Consider the following 21,753-nt stretch of genomic DNA (forward strand, 5'->3'; position numbering starts at 1 on the left):
GCAGTTGGCAACCGGTTATATCGAAAAAGAACGAGGTCGCCTCTAGCTTGCTGAAACGAGAGAAATTTCCGCCATGCTGATCGGCTTGCGCGTCAATTTTACTGCCAACTGCCAACTGCCAACTGACGACTGAAAAATGGCCCTCATCAAAACACAACCAACGCCCGAGTCCGTCACTGAGGAAGTGCGCAGACATCCGCGCGACTGCGCGGGTCTGCTCGCTCAATTGACCGATCCCGACCCGACGGTGCGACGCTGGGCGGCCCGTGATCTGGCGGATTGTCCGGATATTTCCCCTGTCCTGGTGGAGCGTTTGCATCAGGAGGCGGATGTCTCGGTGCGCGAAGTGATCGTCACCACCCTGACCGGCCTGGGCGATGCGGCAGCGGTAGCGGGGCTGGTGGAGTGTTTACGCAGCGAGGACGCGGCGCTGCGCAACGAGGCCATTGAGGCAATGCGGCAACTGCCCGATGCGGTGGCTCCCATCATGCGCGGGCTGCTCGCCGATCCGGACCCCGATGTCCGCATCTTTGCGGTGAATATCCTCGAATCCTTCTGCTATCCCGAAGTGGAGGCCTGGCTGATCGCCGTCATCGATCACGATCCGCATGTGAATGTCTGCGCCACAGCGGTGGATCTGCTGGGCGAGATCGGCACGCTGGCCGCCCGCGAAAGCCTGCTGCGTCTCAAGGCGCGCTTCGCCAATGAACCCTATATCCGGTTTGCCGCCGATCTGGCTCTGGAGCGTTTGTGTGAATCCTGATCCGGAGACGGTCGATCCGATCATCACTGAAAGCGATTTCCAGAAATTTCGCGAGTTCTTTTATCGCAAAACCGGCATTCAGTTTGATTCGTCCAAGCGTTATTTCGTCGATAAGCGTCTGGTCGAGCGCATCGCGGCCACCGGCACCGGTTCCTTTCGCGGCTATTTCATGCTGCTGCGCTTTCAGGTCAATGGGGATGAGTTGCAGGCATTGACCAATCTGATGACGGTCAATGAAACCTATTTTTTCCGCGAGGAGTATCAGTTTCAGTGCCTGGTCGGTTCGCTCCTGCCGGAAATCGTCGCCCGCAAGACCGACCGCCGCCCGATCCGCATCTGGGTGATGCCGTCCTCTTCCGGTGAGGAACCCTATTCCATCGCCATTTATCTGTTGGAACGCTGGGTCGGCATCCATCACTGGGATGTGGAAATCATCGCCTCCGACATTGACACCCGCATTCTCGCCCAGGCACGTCAGGGACTCTATTCGCAGCGATCGGTTCAGTATCTGCCGCCAGACTATCTCAAACGCTATTTCAAGCGTCGCGCCGAGGGTTATCAGATCAGCGATGATCTGCGTCAGTCGGTGGAATTCACCCGCGTCAATCTGTCGGAACGCGCGGATACCCGGAACTACCGTGATTTCGACGTGATTTTCTGCCGCAATCTGCTGATCTATTTCGACGATGTCTCGCGCAAGACCGCGACCGAAACCTTCTACGACGCCCTGTTGCCTGGCGGTTTCATCTGTCTTGGTCATTCAGAGTCCATGAGTCGCAGTTCATCACTCTATAAAGTGCGCAAGTTCACCAATGCCATCGTCTATCAACGCCCCCTGGAGACACCATGAAACGCATCCTGATTGTCGATGACGCGGCAACGGTGCGTCTCTATCACCGCGAAATCCTCGAAGCGGCGAATTTCACGGTGGAAGAGGCGATGAACGGGATCGAGGGGCTGGAAAAAACGCTCCGCTCGCCATTCGATCTCTATCTGGTGGATATCAACATGCCTAAACTGGATGGTTACGGCTTTTTGCGCGAGCTGCGCGGCCTGGATCTGCCCCAGGCACCGGCCATCATGATCTCGACCGAGGCCGAGGCCAGCGACGCGCGGCTGGCTTATGCAGCCGGCGCCAATCTCTATCTGATCAAGCCGGTCAGACCGAACCAGCTCCTGATCCAGGTGCGGCTGCTGTTGGGCGAGGTTTGTCCATGAATTCATTGCTCGAACAGTTCCTGTCTGAGGCGCGGGATGTGTTGCAGGGCATCGGCGACAAGCTGATGCAACTGGAAAACGCGCCGGACGATGCCGGACTCATGACCGAGCTGTTCCGGCTGGTGCATACCCTCAAGGGCAACAGCGGTCTGTTCGATTTTCCCGAGATGACGCGCGTGCTACATGCGGGCGAAGACCTCATGGATGCGGTGCGCAACGGTCGGGTCGCCTATTCGCGCATCCTTGCCGACCGGTTGCTGGAGGCGATGGATTTCGTCGGTCTGCTCTGCGAGGAAATCGAGGCCGGGCAGGGGGAGACGGCGCGCCATGCCGCCGCTTCGGTGCATCTGGTGAAAGGGCTGCGCGAGCTGATCGCGTCCGATGAGCCGGCTGAATCGTCACCGCCGGCTGCCGCAGCGAGCGTCGCAGAGCTGGCGGAAGATTTTCCCGATCTGGCGCTCGACAGGCTTCCGGAAGCCGCGCGCATGGACGCCTATCGTCGCGCCTGCGCGGGCGCATCGCTGCATTGGCTCGTCTATCGCCCGTCCGAACAGTGTTTCTATCAGGGCGACGATCCCTTTTTCCAGGTGCGTCAGACACCCGATCTGCTGTGGGGTGGCATCGAGGCCCGCGATCCCTGGCCGCCGCTGGCCGAACTGGACGCCTACTGCTGTCTGCTGGATTTCTGTCTGCTGACAGCCGCCCCCCGCGCCGCACTGGAAGAACAGTATCGCTATGTCGCGGATCAGGTGACGTTCACGCCGGTGTCCCGATTTGCGCTGGTGCTGCCCCAGGGCGACACGAACGGCGGGCCGGTTTACGACGACTTTGCGACCGACGCCCGGAACCTGCTTGCCGCTGGCGATCTGGCCGGTCTGGCCCGTAATGCCGGCACCATGCTGGAACTCTCCAGCCCTGATCTCTGGATCGCCTCGGCCCTGCGCTGGCTGCGACTGGTGCTGGAAAGCGAGCCCGACAACCGCGCCGTGCTCGGCGCGCTGGTCGAATCCCTGAACAGCCTGACCACGCCTGACTGGCGTGCTGCAGGATGGGTAGAGCGCGGCGAAACCCATCATGCTGACGCTGCTATTGCCCACAGCCCCAGCCAGGTGGCGACAGCATCCAGCAAACCAGCTCAGCCGGATCAGGCCTCGGCGGCTGCGGACCAACCGTCGGCGGATGATGGGTTTCGCTCCGCTCTACCCATCCTGCCGTCTGACGCAGCGGCGGCGCTGACGGCCATCGTTGCCACGCAACGCGAGATTCTGGCGTTGTCCGATCAGCCGGTCTGGCTGTCGGGCCGGATCAGTGCCGCTGCCGCTGCGCTGTCTGGCTGTCTGCGGGCGGCTGGCGCGGCGGATGCGCTGCCTGAACTGGATGCGGCTGTCGCGCGCGCCCTGGCGGAGGAACGTGGTGACGCGCTCCTGGCCTGGCTCGATGACTGGTTTCCGCTGGACGGGCTGGCGGATGCCGGACTCAAGGCGAATATTCCGGTGCAGCCGGCAATGCCGGTGACGCCGACCGACACCCAGCCGGCGCCAGCCCCGGCCACTCAACCCGAGCCGGACAGCGAGCTCAAATTCGGGCGCCGTGCCGAGGACGCCATTGCCGGTCCCAAAAGTCTCAAGGTCGATCAGGCCAAGATTGATCGCCTGATGAATCTGATCGGCGAAATGGTGGTCGCCAAGAACGCGCTGCCCTATCTGGCCGGACGCGCCGAGGCGGTATTCGGGGTACGCGAACTCTCGCGTGACATCAAGGGCCATTACGCCGTCATCAACCGCATCGCCGAGGAGATGCAGGACGCCATCATGCAGGTGCGCATGATGCCGGTATCCTTTGTCTTTCAGCGTTTCCCGCGTCTGGTGCGCGACATCTCGCGCAAGCTCGGCAAGGAGGTCAATCTGGTTCTCGAAGGCGAGGACACCGAGGCCGACAAGAACATCATCGAGGCGCTCGCCGATCCGCTGATGCACATCGTCCGCAACAGCCTGGACCACGGGATCGAGTCGCCCGAGGTCCGCCGCGCCGCTGGCAAACCGGCGACCGGCACCCTGACCATCAGCGCCGCGCAGGAATCCGACCGGGTGCTGATCGAGATTCGCGACGATGGCAAGGGCATCGATCCCGGTGTCATCAAACGCAAGGCCTACGCCAAGGGGCTGATCGACGAGACGCTCCTGGAGCGTATCAGCGATCAGGAGGCCGTCAATCTGGTCTTCGCCGCCGGTTTTTCGACCGCCGAGCAGGTGTCCGATCTCTCGGGTCGGGGGGTCGGCATGGACGTGGTCCGCAATGCGGTGGAAAAGGTCAACGGCACGGTTTCGCTGACCAGCGAGTGCGGGCGGGGCACCCGGTTGCGTCTGTCGCTGCCCTTGTCCATGGCCGTGACCAACGTCATGATCGTGGTTTCGGATGGTCAGCGTTTTGGTGTGCCCATGGATAGCGTGGTGGAGACGGTAAGGGTGCGCCGCGCCGCGATCCGCACCATCAAGCGCAGCCTGACCACGGTGCTGCGCGGGCGGATCGTGCCGCTCAAGTCCATCAATGACCTGCTCGGCCTCGACGCCGCCCCTCAGGTCAACGGTGACGATGAACTGGCCGTGCTGGTGGTGCGTCTGGGCGATGAGTCGGTCGGTCTGCTGGTCGATGATTTCCGCGAGACGCAGGATATTATCCTCAAGCCCATGACTGGCGTGCTGGGCGGGCTGTCGGCTTACGCCGGTTCCGCCCTGATGGGCGATGGCTCGGTGCTGATGGTGTTGAATGTCAAGGAGATGCTGTCATGACCATTGAGTTCAAACGCAATCTGGCCGTGCTGCGTGACATGGTGACCGTCGAGGAGGCGGAAGGTCTGCTGGAATGGCTGCAAAAAAAGCCGACGGCCAAGGTGGATCTGGGGGCATGTGTCCATCTGCATGCGGCGAATCTGCAAGTGCTGATGGCGGCGAAGCCGGTGATTCAGGTCTGGCCTGCAGATGCGGCGCTGCGCCTCTGGCTGGAGTCCGCGCTGACGATCTGAAATGAAACCGCGTTCGCAGCCGGCGAACAAGACTATTCAGACAGGATTAACAGGATTTTCCAGGATGGACAGTGTCTTTCAAGCCATTGTTTTTAAAATTTTTTAATCTTGAATCATCCTGTTGATCCTGCTCCATTGACTATATTTCGGGCGGGCAGGAGTTTTCCGGGAAATCGCCCGAGGAGAAAAACCATGTCGAAAACCATCATGATCGTGGATGATTCCAGCACCATGGTCTGGAGTCTCAAAACCACCCTGGAGATGAACGGTTTCGTGGTCGAGACTGCCAGCGATGGCGTGCAGGCGCTGACCAGGCTCAAGGGCGGGGTGAAGCCGGATCTCATCATCACCGATATCAATATGCCCAACATGGGCGGTCTGGAACTCATCAAAAACGTGCGCGCACTGCCGGGCTTCCGTTTTACGCCGATCCTCACCCTCACCACTGAGAGTCAGGCCGAAAAGCGCGACGAGGGCAAGAAACTGGGCGCGACCGGCTGGCTGGTGAAGCCGATCCTGGGGCCGGATCTGGTCAAGGTCATCAAACAAGTGCTGCCGGGCGCCTAGCCCGTATCGCGGCATGGATCACACGGATTCGCAACCACTGGCGTCTGGCGCACTGCTTCGCCTGCTGGCGGCGGTGCTGGTGGCCCTGGCTGTCAATGTGCTGATCGCCTGGTTCTTCTCGCCCTGGCTGCGCGCAATGTTCATCGCCCCGACGGGCATCGGCTATGCGACTGAAATTGCCCTGACCACCCTGCTGTCCACGCTCTCCGTTCTGGTATCCACGGGGCTGCTGATGTGGTTTTTTCTGAAGCAGGACGTGCGTCAATGGCGTGTCCTGCTGCGCGATGAACGCTTTCGGCTGACCGGCATGGCGGCGCAACAGGCGGTCGTCAAGGACGAGATCCGCCATGTCTCGCCTTATCTCGACATCATGGGCAGTCAGATGCAGGGCACCGTCGCGGAGACCGAGCGAGGCGTGATGGCAGTTATCGAGCAGATCGGTCAGGTTCACACACTCTCGCAGATGCAGGTGGAACGGATCGGCCATTCCATGCGCAATGGCATGGCGCTGGCGGATGTCATGCAGCAGCAGACGGTCAACAATCAGGAGGTGATTGCTGTTCTGACCCAGCATCTGGACGAGCAGACGGCGGAACTGACCCGCAATCTGGAGCGGATCGAGCGGCTCGCCGGTCAAGTGGGTGCGCTGTCGCCGCTGGTCGGGATGATTTCAGGTATCGCCAGGCAGATCAATCTGCTGGCGCTCAATGCGGCCATCGAGGCCGCCCGTGCGGGCGAGGCGGGACGCGGCTTTGCGGTGGTGGCGGATGAGGTGCGGGCGCTCTCCAGCCAGACCGCCAATGCAGCGGCGGATATCGCCGACAAGATCAGCGCCGCCACCCAGGGCACCCAAACCGAACTGGCGGTCGCACGTGAGGCGCGGGACAGCCAGCGATCCAGTGAACGACTGCATCATCTCATCGCTGAAATCCGCGCCACGGAGGCCCGTTTTGCCGAGGGCAGCGGACTGCTGCTGGAGGTGATTCAGGGCGTGGAGGCGGGTAATCAGGACATCGTCATGCGCCTGTCCGAGGCGCTCGGTTACATCCAGTTTCAGGACGTGGTGCGTCAGCGGCTGGAGCAGGTCGGCATCGCGCTGCGCGAACTGGACGAACATTTGCAGGGCTTGGGTGATCATCTGGGACATCCCGATTGGGATGGTCATGTGCAACCCAGTCTCAAGGCGCGTCTGGACGGACATCTTGCGCGCTATGTCATGTCCAGCCAGCGCCAGACTCATGTGTCCGTGACCGGCCAGACGGCTGACACCGATGAACGTCCCAGGATCGAGCTGTTTTAGCCATGACCCGCATCATCGCCATTTCCAATCGCAAGGGCGGCGCCGGCAAGACCACGGTCGCGGTCAATCTCGCTGCCGAACTGGCAGCCCTGGGTCGCCGCGTGCTGCTGGTCGATCTCGACTCACAGGGGCATTGTGCCGCCGGGCTGGGAGTGAAGATCGACAAGGGGTCGCCCACCGCTCACGATCTCTTTCTCGATCCGCAGGCCGGTCTGAGTGCGGCGGTGCGGCAGACCGACTGCCCGAATCTGGCGCTGGCACCGGCCGATCAGCTCTTTGACCACGGCAGTGGAACCGGCGACGAGCGGCGGCTGGCGCAGGCGCTCGCGGATGAAGCCATTGTGACGGCCTTCGATCTGGTGATTCTGGACACCCCGCCATCGCTCGACCATCTGCTGCTCAATGCCCTGATGGCTGCCAACTGGGTGCTGGTGCCCTATGTGCCGCATCACCTGTCATTCGAGGGCATGCGGCAGTTGATGCGGGTGCTGTTCAAGGTCATGTCGGGTGGCAATCCGCAGCTCAAAATTCTCGGCTTTCTGCCCGTCATGGTCACTGAGCACATCCGTCAGCATCGTCTGGTGACCGGCGAGGTCTCGCGCCAGTTCGGTGCGCCGCGTGTGCTGGCGGGTATCCGCAATGACATCCGGCTGGCCGAGTCCTTCGGTGTCGGCAGGCCCATCCGTCAGTACGCGCCCAAATGTCGCGGGGCCGAAGATTTTGCGGCACTGGCGGCGACTCTGGCGCCGATCCTGGACGAGTCCTGAATCATAGCGGGCAGTACCTCGATTGACGGGATGCATGGAACCGTCTCCGATCGTTGTCGTTGTCGGCTTGCGAATCTTCGATTACGACAACGACAACGAACGGCTTCGGGATTTCCAAGGTGCTGCACTAGCACCCCATTTGCTCTGCGCAATGAGCGATCCGGGTGATAGCATGTCGCTTTTACGGCAATTCGAGAGAGAGACCTATGGCCTACGACAAAATCAAAATCCCGACCACTGGCGAGAAGATCCGGGTCAATGACGATCTGTCCCTGACGATTCCGGATCAGCCCATCATTCCCTATATCGAAGGCGATGGCATCGGCATCGACATCACGCCGGTGATGTGCGCCGTGGTCGATGCCGCCGTGGCCAAGGCTTATGGCGGTGCGCGTCAGATCCAGTGGATGGAAATCTATGCCGGCGAAAAGGCGACCCGCACCTATGGCGAGGATGTCTGGCTGCCGGAGGAGACGCTGGAGGCGGTCAAGGATTTCGTGGTCTCGATCAAGGGGCCGCTGACAACACCGGTCGGCGGCGGCATCCGCTCGCTCAATGTCACCCTGCGTCAGGAGCTCGACCTCTATGTCTGTCTGCGTCCGGTGCGTTATTTCACCGGTACGCCGAGCCCCTTGAAGGCGCCCGAACACACCGACATGGTGATCTTCCGTGAGAATGCCGAGGACATCTATGCCGGCATCGAGTGGCAGGCGGAATCGCCAGCGGCGAAAAAGGTCATCGATTTTCTCCGCAGCGAGATGGGTGTGACCAAGATCCGTTTTCCGGAGACCTCCGGTATCGGCATCAAGCCGGTTTCGCGGGAGGGCACCGAGCGTCTGGTGCGCAAGGCGATCCAGTACGCCATCGACAATGATCGTTCATCGGTGACCCTGGTTCACAAGGGCAACATCATGAAGTTCACCGAGGGCGCCTTCAAACAGTGGGGCTACGAGCTGGCCCAGCGTGAATTCGGCGCGGTGGAGATCGATGGCGGACCCTGGTGCCGGTTCACCAACCCGAAGACGGGCAATGAAATCATCGTCAAGGACGTGATTGCCGACGCCTTCCTCCAGCAGATTCTGCTGCGCCCGAAGGATTACGCCGTGATCGCGACCCTGAATCTGAACGGCGATTATATTTCCGACGCACTGGCGGCTCAGGTCGGCGGCATCGGCATGGCGCCGGGCGCCAATCTGTCTGACTCGGTCGCCATGTTCGAGGCCACCCACGGCACCGCGCCCAAGTATGCCGGCAAGGATCAGGTGAACCCGGCCTCGCTCATCCTCTCGGCTGAGATGATGCTGCGTCACATGGGCTGGACCGAGGCGGCCGATCTCATCATCAAGGGCGTAGAGGGAGCCATCGCCGCCAAGACCGTGACCTATGATCTGGATCGACTGATGGACGGCGCGACCAAAGTGAGCTGCTCGGGCTTCGGCGAGGCGGTGGTCGGCAAGATGTAGGGGGATGTCAGCAATTTCCCCTGAAATGGACAGGATGAACAGGATTTTTCAAGATTCACAGGATTTCTGGTGACGAAGCTTTGGCTTCGTCACCCGCGAGACGAAGCCCCGCTTCGTGAATTTGACGGGGATCGATCAGATCGCTCCAAGAGAAGGCTCGAAACGCCATCTTGTGAAGCAGAGCTTCATCGCTGAGGTCACGAAGCTGGAGCTTCGTGACCAGAGAATCCTGCGAAATCCTGTGAATCCTGTCTATTTTGGTCCGGGCGTTGTTCAACGCACCGGCTGCACATTGGCCGCGTGCAGCCCTTTCGGCCCCTGCGTCAGCTCGAACTGAACCTTTTGTCCCTCGCGCAATGTTTTGTAGCCATCCATATCGATTGACGAGAAATGGACGAAGACATCCTCCTCGCGCCCTTCGGGTTGCACAAATCCATAACCCTTGGTGTTATTGAACCATTTGACGACACCGATGATCATTGGTGCATCCTCCGGAGGTTGTGGGCGTGTGTGGTGCTTGATGATTCTCCTCGGACGCCATACCTTGAATCCAGTGGGTGGCGCCACGATACCTCAAGTATAGTGAGTTGATTTGGCTGGTCAAAGCACAGGTCGCAAAACCACCTGCTTCACTTTGGCTGCTGGAATGTTGACTGAAATTCAAGGATCGTTGGAGTCAGCGCGGTTTAAGAGATTAAACAATTTCTAAACCACGTCTCCACCGAGGTCGCTGAAATCCACAGCCTTTAACACAAAGCGAAAACCATGCATTTCACTCTGGACGCAGTTTAGAATGAGTAACGAGAGACCAGGCGAGGAACGCGAATCGGGGCTGACCGTCCAGGAGGCCCGTCCCAAACTGCGGCGTCCGCCCCTGTTCAAGGTGTTGCTCCTGAACGACGATTACACCCCGATGGAATTCGTGGTGCTGGTGCTGGAGATTTTTTTCAGGATGGACCGCGAAAAAGCGACCCAGGTAATGCTGCATGTGCATACGCGCGGGGTCGGTGTCTGCGGTGTCTTCACCAAGGATATCGCCGAGACCAAGGTGGCGCAGGTCAATGATTACGCGCGCAGCAATCAGCACCCGCTGATGTGTACGATGGAAGAGGCGTAGCGACTGGCGGCAAATTGCGGCGTGGCAATAGGTATGGTTTCGTCAACCCCTCTCTTGGAACAGTCCGATGCTGAGCAAAGAACTCGAATTTTCGCTGAACCGGGCCTTCAAGGAGGCGCGCGCCAAACACCACGAATACATGACCGTGGAGCACATGCTGCTGTCGCTGCTGGACAACCCGGCTGCGGCCAAGGTGCTGCGCGCCTGCGGAGCCGACTCCGATCGGCTCCGGCGTGAGATCGCGGCCTTCATCGACGAAACCACGCCGCTCATTCCGGCCAACGAGGATCGCGACACCCAGCCCACGCTCGGTTTCCAGCGGGTGTTGCAGCGTGCCGTGTTTCATGTACAGTCCGCCGGCAAAAAAGAGGTCACCGGGGCCAACGTCCTGGTCGCGCTCTTCAGCGAGCAGGATTCGCAGGCGGTCTATCTGCTCAATCAGCAGGATGTCACCCGGCTCGATGTGGTCAATTACATCTCGCACGGCATTTCCAAGGTGCCGGGCGAAAACCAGCAGGATGACGCGCCGGGCGAGGCCGATGAGCCGCGCGGAGAGGAAAAGGAAGGTTCCAGCCCGCTCGAAAGTTTTGCCTCCAACCTGAACGAGATGGCCCGCCAGGGGCGCATCGATCCGCTGATCGGGCGTGCCGACGAGGTGGAGCGTACGGTGCAGATCCTCTGCCGGCGACGCAAGAACAATCCGCTGTTCGTCGGTGAGGCCGGCGTGGGCAAGACCGCCATCGCCGAGGGACTGGCCAAGAAGATCGTCGATGGCGAGGTGCCCGAGATTCTGAGCGATGCCGTGATCTATGCCCTGGATCTCGGCGGTCTGGTTGCCGGCACCAAATATCGCGGCGATTTCGAGAAACGTCTGAAATCCGTCCTGGCCCAGCTCAAGCGGCTGCCGCACGCCATCCTCTTCATCGACGAGATCCACACCATCATCGGCGCGGGCTCCGCCTCGGGCGGGGTGATGGACGCCTCGAATCTCATCAAACCGGTGCTGGCCTCGGGCGATCTGCGCTGCATCGGCTCCACCACTTACCAGGAATATCGCGGCATCTTCGAGAAGGATCGGGCGCTGGCGCGGCGCTTCCAGAAGATCGACGTGGACGAGCCGTCGGTCGAGGAAACGATCGAGATCCTCAAGGGACTCAAGTCACGCTTCGAGGCGCATCATCAGGTGACTTACACCAATCCGGCGCTGCGCGCGGCGGCTGAACTCTCCAGCCGTTATATCAACGACCGCCATCTGCCTGACAAGGCCATTGACGTGATCGACGAGGCCGGCGCCCATGTCCAGCTCAAGAGCCCGGCCAAGCGCAAGAAGCGCATCGATGTGGCGGATGTCGAGGCCATTGTCGCCAAGATGGCGCGGATTCCCTCCAAGCGCGTCTCGGCGTCCGATACCGAGTCGCTCAAGAATCTGGATCGCGACCTCAAGATGGTGGTCTATGGCCAGGATCCAGCCATTGATGCCCTGACCTCCGCGATCCGCATGAATCGCTCGGGTCTGGGGCACGATGAAAAGCCCATCGGCTCCTTCCTCTTCACCGGCCCGACCGGCGTCGGCAAGACCGAGGTCACCCGTCAACTGGCGCGCATTCTTGGCATGGAGCTGCTGCGCTTCGATATGTCCGAATACATGGAACGCCACACCGTCTCGCGTCTGATCGGCGCCCCGCCCGGCTATGTCGGTTTCGATCAGGGCGGACTCCTGACCGAACAGATCAACAAGCATCCGCACGCGGTCCTGCTGCTCGACGAGATCGAGAAGGCCCATCCGGATGTCTTCAATCTGCTGCTCCAGGTCATGGACCACGGCACCCTGACCGACAACAACGGGCGCAAGGCCGATTTCCGCAATGTGGTGCTGGTGATGACCACCAATGCTGGCGCCGAGGATATTTCGCGCCGTTCGATTGGCTTTACCGAGCAGGATCACTCAACTGACGGCTTAGAGGCGCTGAAACGCTACTTTTCGCCGGAGTTCCGTAACCGGCTGGATGCCGTGGTTCAGTTCGGGCCACTGAGCGAAGAGACCATCCGCAGCGTGGTCGATAAATTCGTCTTTGAATTGGAACAGCAACTGGAAGAGAAGAAGGTCAGTCTGGCTGTCGATGCCGACGCCCGTCTCTGGCTGGCCGAGAAGGGTTACGACCCCAAGATGGGCGCTCGCCCCATGGCCCGCGTCATCCAGAACCACATCAAAAAGCCGCTTGCCAACGAATTGCTCTTTGGCGAACTGGTCGGCGGCGGCTCGGTGCGAGTCCTGGTACGGGATGGCGAGCTGGCGTTTGAGATCAATGGGGAGGCGCGCGAGCTCTGAGATTTTCCGCTGTCGCGGAAAATCTGTTTTTAAAATTGAATGCGTGATGAACGCCAGAGTTGACAGTGTCGCGTCACTAGGCCGGCGACGCTAATTTGGCTCGAAGATTGAGTAGGCCGGGCAAAAAAACACCTCAGCTACCTCTGCTGTAGCTGATCAATTCCAGGATGCGGTGTGACGGGATGCCGTCTCGCCTCAGATTCACCCGAGTGTTCCGCTACTCCGCTACTCACTGGCAGCAGAGACACCCAGTGATCAGCGGGCGCGATAGACGATGCGGCCCTTGGTGAGGTCGTAGGGCGTGAGTTCGACGGTGACCTTGTCCCCGGTGAGGATGCGGATGTAGTGCTTGCGCATCTTGCCGGAAATATGCGCGGTCACGGTGTGGCCATTTTCCAGCTCGACTCTGAATACGGTATTGGGCAGGGTCTCAGTGACCGTGCCTTCCATCTGGATAACGTCGTCTTTTGACATATGGGGTGTGTATTTTCTGGGAGGAACAACTCGGACCTTAAAGCGGGCGGATTGTAGCACACTCAGGAAGGATGAAGCGCAGGCTGACCAGTGCAGCACCTTGGAAATCCCGAAACCCTTCGTTGTCGTCTTGCGAATCTTCGACAACGACAACGACAACGACGCTGACTCCTGATCCTGGATGTCATCACGACCCCAGGGGCATGGCCCGCTCGAAACGCCGCCATTGACTGCCATCCCAGGCTTCAATGGGACGGAAACGCGCCTTGTAGACCATTTTCCGACTCTCCCGGATCCAATAGCCCAGATACAGATGCGGCAGACCAAGCTGTCGCGCGGCCTCGATCTGTGCGAGGACAGCGAAGGTACCGGGCGCGCGGTCTGCCACATCCGGATCGAAAAAGGTATAGACGGCGGAGAGTCCCTGTTGCAGCACGTCAGTCACGGCCACGCCAAGCAGACGCCCATCGAGCCGCAATTCGATGAAGCGCGTCGTGCCCCCCCAGGGTTCGGTCAGAAAACGTCGATAGCTCTCTTCGCTCGCATCGTCCGCCATGCTGCCGTCAGGGTGACGGTGCGCCAGATAAGACTGGTAAAGCGCGAAATGCTCCAGATTGAAGGCGGCAGGGGTGTCGATCAGGGTCACATCAGCGGCATTGCGTTTCCAGTTGCGCCGCTGGGAGCGATCAGGCGCGAATGATGCGACGGGAAGCCGCACCGGGACGCAGCGCGTGCAACGCTGACAGGCGGGGCGATAGATGTGCGAACCGCTGCGGCGGAACCCCTGATCCACCAGAACCTGATAATCGACAGGGTCGATACGGGCGGTCGGATCGACGAACAGGGTGCGCGCCCGCATTCCTTCCAGATAAGAGCAGGGATGGTCAGCGGTCAGATAGAGGGCCAGAGAGCGACCCCGGTTCGTTTTGGTTTCCTGATTCATGGTTGAGTGCAGAAGCGGTTCAGGAGCGCGACGAATTCGGCACGCGGCATCTCGACCGCGCCCATCCGGATCAGATGATCGGTGCGCATCTGGCAGTCGATGAGCCCGAATTCCCATTCGGCGAGCTTGCGGCAGAGATGAACCAGCCCGACCTTCGAGGCATCGGAGACGCGGCTGAACATGGATTCGCCGAAGAAGGCGCGTCCGATGGCGACACCATAGAGTCCGCCGACCAGTTGCCCGTCCTGCCAGACTTCCACCGAATGAGCCAGGCCATGAGCGTGCAGCGCCTCATAGGCGGCGATCATCTCCGGCACCAGCCAGGTGCCGCCCTGCGCATCGCGCGGCGCGGCGCAGCACCGGATCACGGCACTGAAAGAGCGGTTCAGCGTCACGTCGAAGGATGCGTTGCGCAGTCGTTTGCCCAGACTGCGCGAGATGCGTATCTGCGACGGAAAGAGGACGGTGCGCGGGTCGGGCGACCACCAAAGAATGGGGTCGCCGGCGCTGAACCAGGGAAAGATTCCGCGCCGGTAGGCATGCGCCAGCCGCGTTGGGCTCAGGTCGCCACCGACCGCCAGCAGTCCGTTGGGCTCGCGCAGTGCATGCCGGAGGTCGGGGAAGGACTCCCGGTCGTGTGGGTCGAGTCGGGCGATCATGGTGATTTCATCTCAGGAAACCGCTTGGATTCGATCCGGCAAGGCATCCGCCCGATACGGACTGTGCGTATTCATTTCCGCCAGATAGTCCTGCATGTCGCGGGTCTCCGTATCGAGAAAGCGCGCAATGGCCTGTCTGAAATCCGCATTGGCGATCCAGTGGGCCGACCAGGTGGCGGTTGGCAGAAAGCCCCGGCTGACCTTGTGTTCGCCCTGTGCGCCCGGCTCGAAGCGGGTCAGACCCTGTTCAATACAGTATTCGAGCCCCTGATAATAACAGGCATCGAAATGCAGGCTGTGGAAGTCCTGGAAACAGCCCCAGTGCCGGCCATAGAGCGAGCGTTCCCCGATCAGGTTGAAGGCGGCGGCCACGATGTTCCGGTCATGATAGGCCAGAACCAGCAGCAGATTTCGCCCCATTCGCTCGCCGATGTCCTGGAAGAAGGGGAGGGTGAGTGTCGGCAGTCCGCCGCGTTTGTCGAAGGTGTCCCGATACAGACGGTGGAAGATCGCCCATTCGGACTCGGTGACGGCATCGCCGCGCACCCGGCGGATCCGGATGCCGTTTTCGGCGACACGGCGGCGCTCGCGTTTGATCTGTTTGCGCTTGGCGGCGGTGAAGGCGCCCAGAAAGTCGTCGAATGAGCCGTAGCCCGGATTACGCCAATGAAACTGGCAGCCCAGCCGTCGCATCGATCCCTGCTCGGCGAGCCAGTCGGTCTCGTCATCGGCCGTGAACAGCCAGTGCAGTGAGGACACCCCCAGCTTCTCCGCCACCTGCACCGCGCCCTGAATCAGCACTCGCGCAATATCGCGTCGCTGGGGTGTCGCACCGGTCAGGATCCGTGGACCTGTCGCCGGGGTGTAAGGCGAGGCGACGATCAGCTTGGGATAATAGGCCCGCCCGTGGCGACGGTAGGCGTCGGCCCAGGACCAGTCGAAGACGAATTCGCCATATGAGTTGAATTTGAGATAAGCGGGTGCGACGGCGAGGATCCGGTCGTCCCCATCACGCAGCGCCAGATGATGCGGAAGCCAGCCCAGCGACTCGCCGACGCAGCCGTGGCGTTCCATGGCATCCAGGAACGCATGATGCAGGAAGGGCGTATCCGGATCGGCGAGACGGTTCCAGTGTTCGGCGGGGATCTCTGCGATGGCGGAATGGGTTGTCAGTCTGTACATCGCGGCGGAGCGGGTGATCTGTCCATGACCTACAGATAAGGGATGTGGAGCGGTCAGGCAATCCCTGCCGGGCAATGCGCGAGGAGTTGGTCGATGGGTTGCGCGGCAGTTTCGCGCTTTTTCAAAGCCCGCTGGATAGCGGGCTTTGAGAATGGACAGGATTAAACCGCGCCCAGCACGGTATGCGATCTTTGCGGATCGGATCGGCCCTGGCAGACTCAAGGATTATCGGAGCTGGCGCGGTTTAAGGCATTCAATAATATGAAATTTTAAACCGCGTCTCCACTGATGCCGTTGACTTCCCCAGAGCTAAACACAAATTGAAAATTACGCATATCGCACTGGACGCGGTTTAACAGGATTTTTGCGGAGGATCCGGTCAGTGTCCCAGGACAGGTTCCGCGACCCCGGTCAAGGTCTCAGCGCTCACCCAGGGATGGACGTTGGATCCCGCCGTTTCGATCATGGCGTCGCGTCCCTCGCTGAAGCTCTGTTCCTGGACGATCACCCGATAGGCCTTGTTGAGCTGCATTGCCCGCTCGGGCGAGGCATAGAGGAGGGTGCTGATGTCCTGGCGCAGACGTTCGAGCCGCTCGGGCCGGAGTGCCCCGTTGGGGTCGAAGAAGCGCTCCTGTATCTCCCGATTCTGACGGAACTCGTCACCCGCGCCATTGGTGGCGAGATAAAAGGCATATTCGGGCGCGCCATCGCGGCGCAGCGGCTCGGGGATACCGTCCAAGCCCTTCTGACTCCAGTGATGCCAGCCGCGCTGGAAGCTGTCGGCCCCGAAACGGCGCGGAAAGGCGAAGCTCGAATCCGTCGTGGCGCCCATGCCGCCATGGCAGCCGACACAGAAGGCCAGTTCTTCGTAGCTTTGCGGACGCAACTGCCCCTCGGCATCCTCGATCAGGGCCGAGTAGACCCAACCCTGATCATTGCTGATGCCGGCCTCGATGTTGCCCCGGAAGGTGCGAACACGATCAGGGAAATCGTGCTTCTCCTTGGTCTCGGCCGCCATGCGGCTGTCGAGTTCGGCATAGGTCATCCAGTAGCGTTTCCGGGCGTGGCGCACCTCTTTCATGCGTGCGGCGAGCCGGTTGCCGCCCGCCTCGTCGATGTCGATATAGCGCACCGTATGCAGAAACTCGGTGCCTTCCGGATAGAGCCCGGCGGCCAGATGCACCCGTCCGGCGCGCTGTTCGGCGAGCGCCTGTCCGACGTACCACATCAGACGCCCTTCACGCGGTGCCCAGTCGTAGCGGATCCACTCAGCCGTACCGATGATCCCGTCGCGATCCAGATCGACCCCGCCGAGCCCGGCCTCATCGACCGGCTCAATGGCAATGTCGCGCCGACGGATCACGGATTCGACGATGGCCAGATTGGTCTTGTAGACCGCACGGTCGAACTCACCGGCGAGATTGCGCTGAAACGGCGCGGCAAGACGGATGAATACATCGTCGGTCGAGCCGTTGGTCGGCCAGAAGGTGCCAAGGAAAGGATAGTAGCCAAAGGCGCGCCAGCCGGTCAGATGACCCTCTGGATCCAGGTCGAAGCCCTCATCGTCGAAGCGGAAATAGGCATCGGGTACATAGCCTTCCCAGCGCCCGTTGTCATCGTAATCCCAGTCTGTCGGGACATCGGCCAGACGCCGGGCCGGGATGATGCGTCCCTCGGCATCCAGATAGTTGCTCTGGCGAATGTAGCCGCGCATCGCGTCATCGCTGATCGCCGCCATGGCGGCGGTGCGATCCTTGTAGAGATTTTTCCAGGGATTTTCCTCGGCTGGCGCGGGGAAACTGAAGGCCAGTTGCAGATCCTGGTCATTGAGATAATTGGGCGCATCGGAACCCGTGTGGCAGGCGTAACAGGGGTTATGGACCCGACCCTGGTCATCGACCGTTCTGGTGTAGCACTGTGAAACGATGTGGGGCGTCTCGTTGTTGAGGATCCGTTCGTCGAGCCCGGCGCTCAGGACGGGGCCAATCCAGGAGAGGCCAGCCAGGAGACAGAGGCCGGCGATAGCATGGAAGCGTATCGGCATGGTTGATTTCCTGCGTGTGCCCATCCGCCGACCCGGTGTCGGGGCGGCGGATGGTGTGGGCGGTCGCGCCCTATTTGTTCATGGCGGGGAAGACGAAATAACCGGTGTAGGCGGAGAGCTGACCGGCCTCTTCGAGCTTGTCCGCGTCGGACTCGCCATAGGGGTGCTGGACGACCGACATCAGATAGGCAAAGCCATTGATGTTCGGATAAAAGTAAGGCGAGGTGGTCTCGGCCCCATAGGGCGTGGTCTGAATGCGGGTGAGTGTGCCTGCATCGAGGTTGTACGACCAGATCATGTCGTTCTGATGGCCGGAGCCCGTGTCCTCGCCGATGATGAGCGTGTTGTAGCCCGGCATGTAGGTGACGTTGTCCGGGTTGGCGATGCCCCTGACATCGCACTTGTTGGTCCCGTCATACTCGGGCGACTGGGCGCTGGCGCCATAGTCCATGGTCATGGGGATGCCGGCCACGATGGGATGGATGCCGAGAGCGGTGTAGTTGCTGTCGAGGTTCATCGCATAGACCGCACCGCAGACATTGGCCTGGGCCAGCCTCATGTGATTCGGGCCACCGATGTCGTACTTGTCGTAGGAGGCTGGCGCACGATCGGCACGGCTGAAGTCGAGCATGCCGCGATCGACTTCGGACAAGGCCAGATAGAGCTGATTGCGGTCGGGGTCAAAGGTGATGCCCTCCATCTTGCGGAACTCGGTGGTGCCGCCCTGCATCGCCGCCCAGCGCCGGGTCTCCAGACGTGAGGCGATGTTCTCGTCCATCCAGTTGATCGCACCGTCCTGGTTGATGTCGCGCAGTTTGAGGCACTGATGATCGCCATCCTCGTGTCCGGCGTTGATCGAGGTGAAACCCTCGGGGCAGCTCGGCTTCTTGCCTTCGGCCAGCACCGCTGGCTCGACCTCGTCGAAGATGTCGGTGAAGCGATAGCGATTGATCCAGTCGCGCACCTGCTCGCTGCTGGCCCAGCCGAGATAGATCCAGTTGAGATTGGCGGCACCGGCGCCGCTGGCGGACTTTTGATTCCACTGCGCGACCCAGAGCGCGCCCATGTCCAGCTTGCCGGGTTCGTTGGCGACAAAGCGGTACAGGCCGACATTGGTGCCGTCATCCGTGAGATAGACGGTCTTGTTGTCGGGCATCACATAACCGAGTTCGAGCGCGACCCGTCCCATGGCGTAATGCTTTTCGACGGTGGCCGAGCCGAAGTCATTGACCTTGACCTCGACCGCATAGCCGTAGTCGTAGGGGTTCATGACGCTGCCGGCATCGTCCGGGCTGGCGCCGAAATAGGTCGCCATGGCGGCGTTATAGTCGGTGATGTTGCCATCCCGCCATTGCTTGGCGTCCGGCTCGTATTCCTCCGAGCCAAGATGCGTCCCCCAGGGGGTGACACTGCCCGCGCAGTGAACCCAACCCCCTTTCAAACTGGAGAAATCAAGCGGGCGGGTACGCAACGCGGTGAGTAGACCGTTTTTCGGATCCTGGCTGAGTTCGGTGAGATACATGGCTCCAGGACGCGACTCGAAGTGCGAGACCATGTAGAACTTGCCGTCTGTGCCGCGCAGCAGTGAAGCGAAGTCGTTATCGTTGGAGAGATAGGGGGAGCCATCTTCGGCCGTCAGCGGCTGGCCGTTGCTGTCATAGAGCTGGCCGTAGCGGTAGCCATTGGGATCCAGGGTGCCGGTCTGACCGGAGCGCAGGATGGTGTTGTAGTCGATGCTGACGCTGACCCCATCGACGACGGCCTGATCGGAGGTCAGGATCGAGCGTTTCTCGGCGTCGGTCCTTGGAACCGGAGCCTCGCTGAATGCGATGGAGCCCGCGAGGCTGATCGTACTGACGCCCATGGTCAGCGCCAGGACGACTGCCGATTTGATTGGAGATTCCATGGCTTGCACTCCGTTGAGTGTGGCTGGGTGAAATATTTAACGGACGTGCGCGAGAATAGTGGTTTGATATGACAGGGAAATGATCTTTATGTGACGGCAGGGTGCTGAAGGGGGCGGGAAATTTCAGGCGTGTCTTGAGCCGTGATGGTCATCGGTTCGCAGCCGAATCAAGCCAAAACCCGAAAAACCCGTTCCTCGCGGTATGATGACGCCTTCGCTGCCAGTCAGTCTTTCAGTCGATCCGCACCGCCATGACAAGCCCGAACCGTACCGGGGCCGCCCTCCTGCTCGATGTGCTCACCGACCTGGGTGTCGATTATCTCTTTGGTCACACCGGGGGCGCGGTCATCCCCATTCATGTTGAACTGAACAGGCGTCTGCGCCGCCGTGCGCCAGCGCCGACCTTCATCCTCTGCCGCCAGGAAGGCGGCGCCGGGCATGCCGCCGAGGGCTATGCGCGGGTCAGCGGTCGGGTCGGGGTCGTGCTCGCGACCTCGGGACCGGGCGCAACCAATCTCGCCACGCCGATTGCCGATGCCTACAAGGACTCGCTGCCGACGCTCTTCATTACGGGTCAGGTGCCAAGCGGAGCCATCGGCACCGACGCCTTTCAGGAGGTGGACATGGTCGGCATGACCCGGCCCATCTCCAAACACAATTATCTGGTCAAGGATGTGCGCGATCTGGAATGGGTGCTGCGCGAGGCCTATGCACTGGCGACGCACGGACGCCCCGGCCCGGTGGTGGTGGACATCTGCAAGGATGTGCAGCTCGCCCTGGCGGGACAACTGAACCCGCCGCGTCTCCGGCACCGCGAGGAAATTCCCTTCGATCCGGCACGGGCGGATGCCATTCTGGATGCGCTGACGGCTGCCCGGCGTCCGGTGATCAAGGCCGGGGGCGGGGTGATTCATGCCAATGCGGCCCCGGCGCTGCGTCTGTTCGCCGAACGCTTCGGCGCGCCGGTCACCACGACCTTCAACGCGCTTGGCGCGCTGCCGTTCGAGCTGCCGCTCAACCTTGGCATGCCCGGCATGCACGGGAGCATCCCGGCCAACTATGCGCTCCGCGATGCCGATTTCATCCTCTCGCTCGGCGGGCGCTTCGATGACCGGGTCGCGGTGCGCGGCTTTGCGGACGGCAAGCGCATCGCCCATGTCGATATCGATCCCTCCGAGATCGACAAGACGATTGCCGCCCATCTCCATCTGGTCGCCGGACTCGACGAGTTTTTCGACCATGCGCTGGTCTCCGGGCGTGCGGCCAGCCATCCTGACTGGCTGGCGCAGATCGTCGCGTGGCGCGAGCAGATGCCCAAGCCCTATGACCGCTCGGACTATATCAAGCCGCAGGCGGCGATCGAGATCCTCTCCGATCTCACTCAGGGCAGTGCAACGCTGGTCACTGGCGTTGGTCAGCATCAGATGTGGGCGACCCAGTATTATCGCTTCCAGCGTCCGCGCCAGTGGGTCAGCTCCGGCGGACTCGGCACCATGGGCTTCGGCCTGCCGGCGGCCATCGGCGCCTGGTATGCCGATCCGACGCATCCGGTGGTGCTGATCGATGGAGACGGCAGTTTCCAGATGAACATCCAGGAACTGGGCACGGTGGTCGCCAACCGCATTCCGCTCAAGATGTTCGTGCTGAACAACAGTTTTCTGGGGATGGTGCGTCAGTGGGAGGACATGATGGATGAGGGCCATCATTACGAAACCTGTCTGGCGCGCAATGTCGATTGCGATCCCGACTGCATCGATCTGGATCAGGACTGCCGGCGTCAGATCCCCAATCTGACCGGACTCAAATATGTCTATCCGCGTCTCCGAACCATGCGGCTCAGGGATCCGGCCACCCTGCGCGAAGGGCTTGCCGCCGCGCTCGCCGAGCCGGGGCCGATGCTGGTCGATGTCTGGATCGACAAGGCCGAGAACGTCATGCCGATGATCCGTCCCGGTCACAGTCTGGACCAGATGATCGAGTCTTGAACCGCGCCCGGTGC

18 protein-coding genes and 1 pseudogene are annotated in these 21,753 nt (G+C 61.1%); 12 read left to right on the forward strand and 7 right to left on the reverse strand.

Annotated features, from left to right (window positions below; genetic code table 11):
- Positions 1–136: 136 nt before the first annotated feature.
- From EDC35_RS05060 to icd, 9 genes and pseudogenes are all read left to right on the forward strand, one after another.
- Positions 137–763 (forward strand): HEAT repeat domain-containing protein, encoded by a 627-nt coding sequence (locus EDC35_RS05060; RefSeq protein ID WP_132976131.1) that lies wholly within the window; start codon positions 137–139, stop codon positions 761–763.
- On the forward strand, positions 753–1,613 hold the full coding sequence (locus EDC35_RS05065; protein ID WP_243651444.1) for a CheR family methyltransferase: 861 nt from the start codon (positions 753–755) through the stop codon (positions 1,611–1,613). The genes EDC35_RS05060 and EDC35_RS05065 overlap by 11 nt, the downstream gene beginning before the upstream one ends.
- A complete protein-coding gene (locus tag EDC35_RS05070) occupies positions 1,610–1,981 on the forward strand; it encodes a response regulator (RefSeq protein ID WP_132976133.1) in 372 nt (123 codons plus the stop codon). Before EDC35_RS05065 ends, EDC35_RS05070 begins: the two co-directional genes overlap by 4 nt.
- Positions 1,978–4,770 (forward strand): chemotaxis protein CheA, encoded by a 2,793-nt coding sequence (locus EDC35_RS05075; RefSeq protein ID WP_132976134.1) that lies wholly within the window; start codon positions 1,978–1,980, stop codon positions 4,768–4,770. Before EDC35_RS05070 ends, EDC35_RS05075 begins: the two co-directional genes overlap by 4 nt.
- The gene (locus EDC35_RS05080) at positions 4,767–5,003 is read left to right on the forward strand and encodes a hypothetical protein (protein WP_132976135.1); all 237 of its coding nucleotides are present in this window, start codon (positions 4,767–4,769) and stop codon (positions 5,001–5,003) included. The genes EDC35_RS05075 and EDC35_RS05080 overlap by 4 nt, the downstream gene beginning before the upstream one ends.
- Before the next feature lie 192 nt (positions 5,004–5,195).
- Positions 5,196–5,570 carry a response regulator gene (locus EDC35_RS05085; protein WP_132976136.1) on the forward strand — a complete coding sequence of 125 codons (375 nt, stop codon included), beginning with the start codon at positions 5,196–5,198 and terminating at the stop codon, positions 5,568–5,570.
- A 646-nt stretch (positions 5,571–6,216) separates the two neighbouring features.
- Positions 6,217–6,396: pseudogene (locus EDC35_RS19170) on the forward strand (methyl-accepting chemotaxis protein); the annotation flags it as partial.
- 476 nt (positions 6,397–6,872) lie between these two features.
- Positions 6,873–7,637, forward strand: coding sequence for a ParA family protein (locus EDC35_RS05095; RefSeq protein ID WP_132976138.1), 765 nt, complete (start codon positions 6,873–6,875; stop codon positions 7,635–7,637).
- 206 nt (positions 7,638–7,843) lie between these two features.
- The gene (icd, locus tag EDC35_RS05100; RefSeq protein ID WP_132976139.1) at positions 7,844–9,100 is read left to right on the forward strand and encodes an NADP-dependent isocitrate dehydrogenase; all 1,257 of its coding nucleotides are present in this window, start codon (positions 7,844–7,846) and stop codon (positions 9,098–9,100) included.
- A gap of 273 nt (positions 9,101–9,373) precedes the next feature.
- Here the strand turns inward: icd and cspD are convergent, their stop codons facing one another.
- The gene (gene cspD / locus EDC35_RS05105; RefSeq protein ID WP_132976140.1) at positions 9,374–9,580 is read right to left on the reverse strand and encodes a cold shock domain-containing protein CspD; all 207 of its coding nucleotides are present in this window, start codon (positions 9,578–9,580) and stop codon (positions 9,374–9,376) included.
- A 313-nt stretch (positions 9,581–9,893) separates the two neighbouring features.
- On the opposite strand from cspD, the gene clpS reads away from it, so the two are divergent.
- Positions 9,894–10,217, forward strand: coding sequence for an ATP-dependent Clp protease adapter ClpS (clpS, locus tag EDC35_RS05110; protein ID WP_132976141.1), 324 nt, complete (start codon positions 9,894–9,896; stop codon positions 10,215–10,217).
- 67 nt (positions 10,218–10,284) lie between these two features.
- Positions 10,285–12,546 carry an ATP-dependent Clp protease ATP-binding subunit ClpA gene (gene clpA, locus EDC35_RS05115; RefSeq protein WP_132976142.1) on the forward strand — a complete coding sequence of 754 codons (2,262 nt, stop codon included), beginning with the start codon at positions 10,285–10,287 and terminating at the stop codon, positions 12,544–12,546.
- Between the two features lie 255 nt (positions 12,547–12,801).
- On the opposite strand, the gene infA is transcribed toward clpA, so the two are convergent.
- From infA to EDC35_RS05145, 6 genes are all read right to left on the reverse strand, one after another.
- The gene (infA, locus tag EDC35_RS05120) at positions 12,802–13,020 is read right to left on the reverse strand and encodes a translation initiation factor IF-1 (RefSeq protein WP_007193303.1); all 219 of its coding nucleotides are present in this window, start codon (positions 13,018–13,020) and stop codon (positions 12,802–12,804) included.
- A gap of 187 nt (positions 13,021–13,207) precedes the next feature.
- Entirely contained in the window at positions 13,208–13,963 is a 756-nt protein-coding gene (locus EDC35_RS05125) for an arginyltransferase (protein ID WP_132976143.1), read from the reverse strand.
- Positions 13,960–14,622 (reverse strand): leucyl/phenylalanyl-tRNA--protein transferase, encoded by a 663-nt coding sequence (aat, locus tag EDC35_RS05130; RefSeq protein ID WP_132976144.1) that lies wholly within the window; start codon positions 14,620–14,622, stop codon positions 13,960–13,962. The genes EDC35_RS05125 and aat overlap by 4 nt, the downstream gene beginning before the upstream one ends.
- 12 nt (positions 14,623–14,634) lie before the next feature.
- Positions 14,635–15,804: a GNAT family N-acetyltransferase gene (locus EDC35_RS05135; RefSeq protein ID WP_132976145.1), complete on the reverse strand. Its 1,170-nt coding sequence runs from the start codon at positions 15,802–15,804 to the stop codon at positions 14,635–14,637.
- Between the two features lie 379 nt (positions 15,805–16,183).
- Positions 16,184–17,848, reverse strand: coding sequence for a hypothetical protein (locus EDC35_RS05140; RefSeq protein WP_132976146.1), 1,665 nt, complete (start codon positions 17,846–17,848; stop codon positions 16,184–16,186).
- 70 nt (positions 17,849–17,918) lie between these two features.
- Complete coding sequence (locus EDC35_RS05145) at positions 17,919–19,754, reverse strand: PhoX family protein (RefSeq protein ID WP_132976147.1); 1,836 nt, start codon at positions 19,752–19,754, stop codon at positions 17,919–17,921.
- Positions 19,755–20,005: 251 nt separating this feature from the next.
- Here EDC35_RS05145 and ilvB point away from each other — a divergent pair, with 251 nt between their 5' ends.
- Positions 20,006–21,739 carry a biosynthetic-type acetolactate synthase large subunit gene (ilvB, locus tag EDC35_RS05150; RefSeq protein ID WP_132976148.1) on the forward strand — a complete coding sequence of 578 codons (1,734 nt, stop codon included), beginning with the start codon at positions 20,006–20,008 and terminating at the stop codon, positions 21,737–21,739.
- The last annotated feature ends 14 nt before the right edge of the window (positions 21,740–21,753 follow it).

Origin of the sequence: Thiobaca trueperi (assembly GCF_004342175.1) — a bacterium.
Lineage (GTDB): Bacteria > Pseudomonadota > Gammaproteobacteria > Chromatiales > Chromatiaceae > Thiobaca > Thiobaca trueperi.